The organism is Mycobacterium sp. (assembly GCF_049683355.1).
GTDB lineage: Bacteria > Actinomycetota > Actinomycetes > Mycobacteriales > Mycobacteriaceae > Mycobacterium.
Genome location: NZ_JBAUJB010000332.1, coordinates 1 through 5,625 on the forward strand (window position 1 = coordinate 1; position 5,625 = coordinate 5,625).

4 protein-coding genes are annotated in these 5,625 nt (G+C 67.3%); all 4 read left to right on the forward strand.

Translation table 11 applies throughout. The features are described 5' to 3' along the window. Window positions 1-199 precede the first annotated feature (199 nt). On the forward strand, window positions 200-1,177 hold the full coding sequence (oppB, locus tag WA944_RS19265) for an oligopeptide ABC transporter permease OppB (RefSeq protein ID WP_526371162.1): 978 nt from the start codon (window positions 200-202) through the stop codon (window positions 1,175-1,177). After that, a complete protein-coding gene (gene oppC, locus WA944_RS19270) occupies window positions 1,174-2,097 on the forward strand; it encodes an oligopeptide ABC transporter permease OppC (RefSeq protein ID WP_526371164.1) in 924 nt (307 codons plus the stop codon). Before oppB ends, oppC begins: the two co-directional genes overlap by 4 nt. Further along, window positions 2,094-3,932 (forward strand): oligopeptide ABC transporter ATP-binding protein OppD, encoded by a 1,839-nt coding sequence (gene oppD / locus WA944_RS19275; protein ID WP_526647238.1) that lies wholly within the window; start codon window positions 2,094-2,096, stop codon window positions 3,930-3,932. Before oppC ends, oppD begins: the two co-directional genes overlap by 4 nt. An 11-nt stretch (window positions 3,933-3,943) precedes the next feature. Further along, on the forward strand, window positions 3,944-5,625 hold a 1,682-nt coding region (gene oppA / locus WA944_RS19280), incomplete at its 3' end, for an oligopeptide ABC transporter substrate-binding protein OppA (RefSeq protein ID WP_526647239.1).

Here is a 5,625-nt window from a genome sequence, read left to right on the forward strand (position 1 = left end):
CGGCGTCGGAGACAGGCGTGTCGGCCACTGACCCATTATGTGCCCGGGGGCTATGCGAACTCTGTGCCGCTGCTATGCGCAGGCTGTGAACATCGCCCTGCGTTCGGCGCCGATCAGCCACGCCGAGGACACCTGAACGGGCTGTGTCAACACATTTCTCCTAACCTGTCCGAATGCAGCCCAGCGGCGGACCCACCGCATGACCCGCTTCCTCGCGCGTCGGCTGCTCAACTACATCGTGCTGCTGGGCATCGCGTCGTTCCTCACGTTCACCCTGACCTCGCTGACGTTCGAACCGCTCGACAGCCTGCTGGAACGCAACCCGCGACCGCCGCAGGCCGTCATCGACGCCAAGGCGGCCGAACTGGACCTCGACGAACCGATTCCCGTCCGCTACGCGAACTGGGTGTCGGGGGCGGTGCGGGGGGATTTCGGGACCACGGTCACCGGTCAGCCGGTCACCGAGGAGCTGTGGCGACGCATCGGGGTGAGCCTGCGGTTGGTCGTCATCGGTTCGGTGGTGGGCACCGTCGTCGGCGTCGTCGCCGGCGCGTGGGGCGCGGTCCGCCAGTACGGGCTGTCCGACCGGGCCGTCACCGTGGCGTCGCTGCTGATCCTGAGCACCCCGACCTTCGTGGTGGCCAACCTGCTGATCCTCGGCGCGCTGAAGGTGAACTCGACCCTCGGGATACAGCTGTTCGAGTACACCGGGGAGACGTCCCCGGACGCGGTGGGGGGCGCCTGGAATCAGTTCGTCGACCGGCTGCAGCATCTGGTCCTACCCACCTTCACGCTGGCGCTGGCGTCGATCGCCGGGTTCAGCCGCTACCAGCGCAACGCGATGCTCGACGTGCTCGGACAGGACTTCATCCGCACCGCGCGGGCCAAGGGGCTGACCCGGCGACGGGCGCTGTTCAAGCACGGCCTGCGCACCGCACTCATCCCGATGGCGACGCTGTTCGCCTACGGCGTCAGCGCCCTGGTCACCGGGGCGGTGTTCGTCGAGAAGATCTTCGGGTGGCACGGCATGGGTGAATGGGTGGTACAGGGCATCGCCTCCCAGGACACCAACATCATCGCCGCGATCACGGTCTTCTCCGGGGCGACGATCCTGCTGGCGGGGCTGCTCTCCGACGTCATCTACGCCGCGCTCGACCCGAGGGTGCGTGCGTCGTGAGCGAATCATCGGCCGAATACCAGTTCGTCTCCCGGCGCACCCTGGTGCTGCGACGCTTCCTGCGCAACCGAGCGGCCGTGGTGTCGCTGGCGGTGCTGTGCCTGCTGTTCGTGGGCTGTTACGCGCTGCCCCCGCTGCTGCCCTATTCCTACAACGAGCTGGACTACTACGCCCTGCAACAGCCACCGACCACCGACCACTGGTTCGGCACGAACGCCCTGGGCCAGGACCTGCTCGCGCAGACTCTGCGGGGCATGCAGAAATCGCTGCTGATCGGTGTCTGCGTGGCGTTCATCTCGACGATCATCGCGGCGACGGTCGGGGCGGTCGCCGGGTATTTCGGCGGCTGGCGAGACCGGTCGTTGATGTGGCTCGTCGACCTGCTGCTGGTCGTCCCGAGCTTCATCCTGATCGCGATCGTCACACCCCGGATCAGAGACTCCGGCACCGTCCTCTGGCTCATCGTGTTGCTCGCGGTGTTCAGCTGGATGATCAGTTCCAGGATGGTGCGGGGTATGACGATGAGCTTGCGGGAGCGCGAATTCGTAGTCGCTGCAAGATATATGGGCGTCAGCCACTGGCGCATCATCGTCCGTCACATCCTGCCCAACGTGGCGTCCATCCTGATCATCGACACCGCGTTGAACGTCGGGCTGGCCATCCTGGCGGAGACCGGGCTGAGCTTCCTCGGCTTCGGGGTGCAACCTCCGGACGTGTCGCTGGGAACCCTGATCGCCGAAGGCACCCGGTCGGTGACGACGTTCCCGTGGGTGTTCCTGTTCCCCGCCGGGATGCTGGTGGCGATCGTGTTGTGCGCCAACCTCGTCGGCGACGGGCTGCGCGACGCCCTGGACCCAGGCGCGCGCCCCGCCCCGAGCCGCAGCAGGCGCCGCGCACAGAAGGCGGAGCGCCGCCCATGACCCTTCTCGAGGTACGAGGCCTGACGGTCGGCTTCGCCACCGACTCCGAGCACGTGGCCGCGGTGCGCGGTCTGGACTACCACGTCGAATCCGGCGAAGTCGTCGCACTCGTCGGCGAATCCGGCGCGGGGAAGTCGGCGGGCGCGATGGCCGTCATCGGCCTGCTCCCCCCTTACGCCGAGGTGTCGGGTTCGGTGCAATTGCACGGCGAGGAACTGCTGGGCCTGTCCGACCAGCAGATGTCCCGCATTCGGGGCCGCAAGATCGGCACCGTCTTCCAGGACCCGATGTCGGCGCTGACGCCGGTGTATAGCGTCGGCGACCAGATCTCCGAGGCGATCCAGATTCACCACCGCGACGTCCGCGGCCGGGCAGCACGCACCCGCGCCGTGGAGCTGCTGGAACTGGTCGGGATCGCCCAGCCGCAGCGGCGGGCTCGCGCGTTCCCGCACGAACTGTCCGGCGGGGAACGTCAGCGCGTCGTCATCGCGATCGCGATAGCCAACGACCCTGACCTGCTGATCTGTGACGAACCCACCACCGCGCTGGACGTGACGGTGCAGGCGCAGATCCTCGACGTGCTGCGTACGGCCCGCGACGTCACCGGCGCCGGCGTCCTGATCATCACCCACGATCTCGGTGTCGTCGCGGAGTTCGCCGACCGCGCCCTGGTGATGTACGCGGGCCGGGCGGTGGAGACGGCTCCGGTGGCCGATTTGTACCGCAGCCGCCGGATGCCCTACACCGCCGGCCTGCTCGGCTCGGTACCGCGCCTGGACGCGAGCCAGGGGGCCCGTCTGGTGCCGATCCCCGGCGCTCCCCCGTCGCTGGCGGCGCTGCCTGCGGGCTGCCCGTTCACCCCGCGGTGTCCGCTCGCGGTCGACGCCTGCCAAGCGCAGGAACCGGAACTGGAGACGGTCGGCGCCGATCACCAGGTCGCCTGCATCCGCAGTGAGGAAGTGGCCGGCCGCAGTGCCGCCGAGATCTACGGCGTGTCCACCGCGCCGCAGCCGGCGACCGGCCCGGCGGCGGGCGAATCAGTCGTACTGCGCGTTCGCGATCTGGTCAAGACCTACACGTTGACCAAAGGAGTGGTGCTGCGCCGCCGAATCGGCGAAGTGCGCGCCGTCGACGGCATCGGGTTCGAGTTGCAGCAGGGTCGCACCCTGGGCATCGTCGGGGAATCGGGCTCGGGCAAGTCGACGACACTGCATCAGATCCTGGATCTCACCGCGCCCCAGGGCGGAACCATCGAGGTGCTCGGCGCCGATGTCGCCACGCTGGACAGACGCTCCCGCAAAGCGTTGCGGGGTGACCTCCAGGTGGTGTTCCAGGATCCGGTCGCGTCCCTGGACCCCCGACTGCCGGTGTTCGATGTGCTGTCAGAACCGTTACGGGCCAACGGCTTCGACAAGAACACAATCGATGACCGGGTCGCCGGACTGCTCACCGAGGTCGGGTTGCGCCGAGAGGACGCCGGCAGGTACCCGGCAGAATTCTCGGGCGGCCAGAAGCAGCGCATCGGTATCGCCCGGGCGCTGGCATTACAACCGAAGATCCTGGCGCTCGACGAACCAGTGTCGGCCCTGGACGTGTCCATCCAGGCCGGCATCATCAACCTGCTGCTCGATCTGCAGGACCGCCTCGGGCTGGCCTACCTGTTCGTCTCCCACGACCTGTCGGTGGTCAAACACCTCGCCCATCGGGTGGCGGTGATGCACAAGGGCGTGATCGTCGAGCAGGGTGACGGTGAGCAGGTTTTCACCCACCCCCGACACGAGTACACACGCCGGTTGCTGGCTGCGGTGCCGCGGCCGCCCGCGGATCACGGATAAAGTCGGTGGGCATGACCTACCGAACTTCCCGAGCAGTCGCAAAATCGCATCGAACGCCCTTGTCACGTGCGATTCTGCGTCTGCTCGGCGTCGGCACGGCGGCGGTGCTGGTCCTGACCGGCTGCTCCAGCCCGGACAACGACGTTCCTTCCGCCGGCGGTGACGCCGAGCTCGGCGCGACCGCCGACATCAACCCACAGGATCCTTCGACACTGCAGCAGGGCGGCAATCTGCGGCTCTCACTGACGGGTTTCCCATCGAACTTCAACAACCTGCACATCGACGGCAACCTCGGTGAGGTCGGCGCGATGTACAAGCCCACGCTGCCGCGGGCCTTTTTCATCAGGCCCGACGGGGAGATGTCGGTCAACAGCGACTTCTTCACCAGCGTCGAGCTGACCAGCACGGACCCCCAGGTCGTCACGTACACGATCAACCCGAAGGCGGTCTGGACGAACAACCGGCCCATCACCTGGGAGGACTTCGCCGCCCAGATCAACGCCACCAGCGGCAAGGACCCGGCGTATCTGTTCGCCGCCCCCAACGGCAGCGAACGCGTCGCATCGGTGACCAAGGGCGTCGACGACCGGCAGGCTGTCATCACGTTCGCCAAGCATTACGCCGACTGGCGGGGCATGTTCGCCGGCAACGGGATGCTCTATCCCAAAGAGGTGACCGAGAATCCGGAAGCATTCAATACTGGCTTCCTGGACGGTCCGGGCCCGTCGGCCGGGCCGTTCATGATCACCTCGGCCGACCGCGGCGTCCAGCGGATCGTGTTGAGCCGCAACCCGAAGTGGTGGGGCACCCCGCCGGTTCTGGACTCGATCACCTACACCGTGCTCGACGACGCGGCCAAGATCCCCGCCCTGCAGAACAACGCCCTGGACGCGGTCGGGCTGGGGACGATGGACGATCTGACGATCGCGCGCCGCACCCAGGGTGTATCGGTGCGACGCGCGCCCGCACCGACGTGGGCACACATGACCTTCAACGGCGCCGAGGGCTCGATCCTGGCCGATCCGGCCCTTCGGACGGCGATCGCCAAAGGCATCGACCGCCAGGCCATCGCGTCGATCGTCCAGCGCGGCCTCGTCGACAACCCGGTTCCGCTGAACAACCACATCTACGTGGCCGGTCAGGAGGGCTACCAGGACAACGCCATCGCATTCGACCCGGAGGCCGCCAAGCGTGATCTGGATGCGCTCGGCTGGACACTCGGCGGCGACGGCCAGTTCCGTGAGAAGGACGGCCGCCGGCTCACCATCCGCAACGTCTTCTACGATGCGCAGAGCAACCGGTCGATCGCCCAGATCGCGCAGAACAACCTGGCCCAGATCGGTGTCGAGCTGCAGTTGAACGCCGTCGCCGGCGGCAGCTTGTTCAGCGACTACATCACGCCGGGTAACTTCGACATCGCCCTGTTCGCCTGGGGCGGCGACGCGTTCCCGTTGGGCGGCCTGACCCAGATCTACGCCTCCAACGGCGAGAGCAACTACGGCAGAATCGGCAGCCCGCAGATCGACGCGAAGATCGAGGAGACGCTCTCCGAGCTCGATCCGGCCGAGGCCCGCACCCTGGGCAACGAGCTCGACGAGATGATCTGGGACATCGGCTTCAGCCTGCCGCTGTTCCAGTCACCGGGCAACTTCGCGGTGCGCAGCAACCTGGCCAACTACGGCCCGACCGGTAT

What these genes read in the sequence shown, in the direction of transcription:
- oppD (WP_526647238.1), top strand. Translation starts at nt 2,094, where the DNA reads ATGACCCTTCTCGAGGTACGAGGCCTGACGGTCGGCTTCGCCACCGAC.
- oppB (WP_526371162.1), top strand. Translation starts at nt 200, where the DNA reads ATGACCCGCTTCCTCGCGCGTCGGCTGCTCAACTACATCGTGCTGCTG.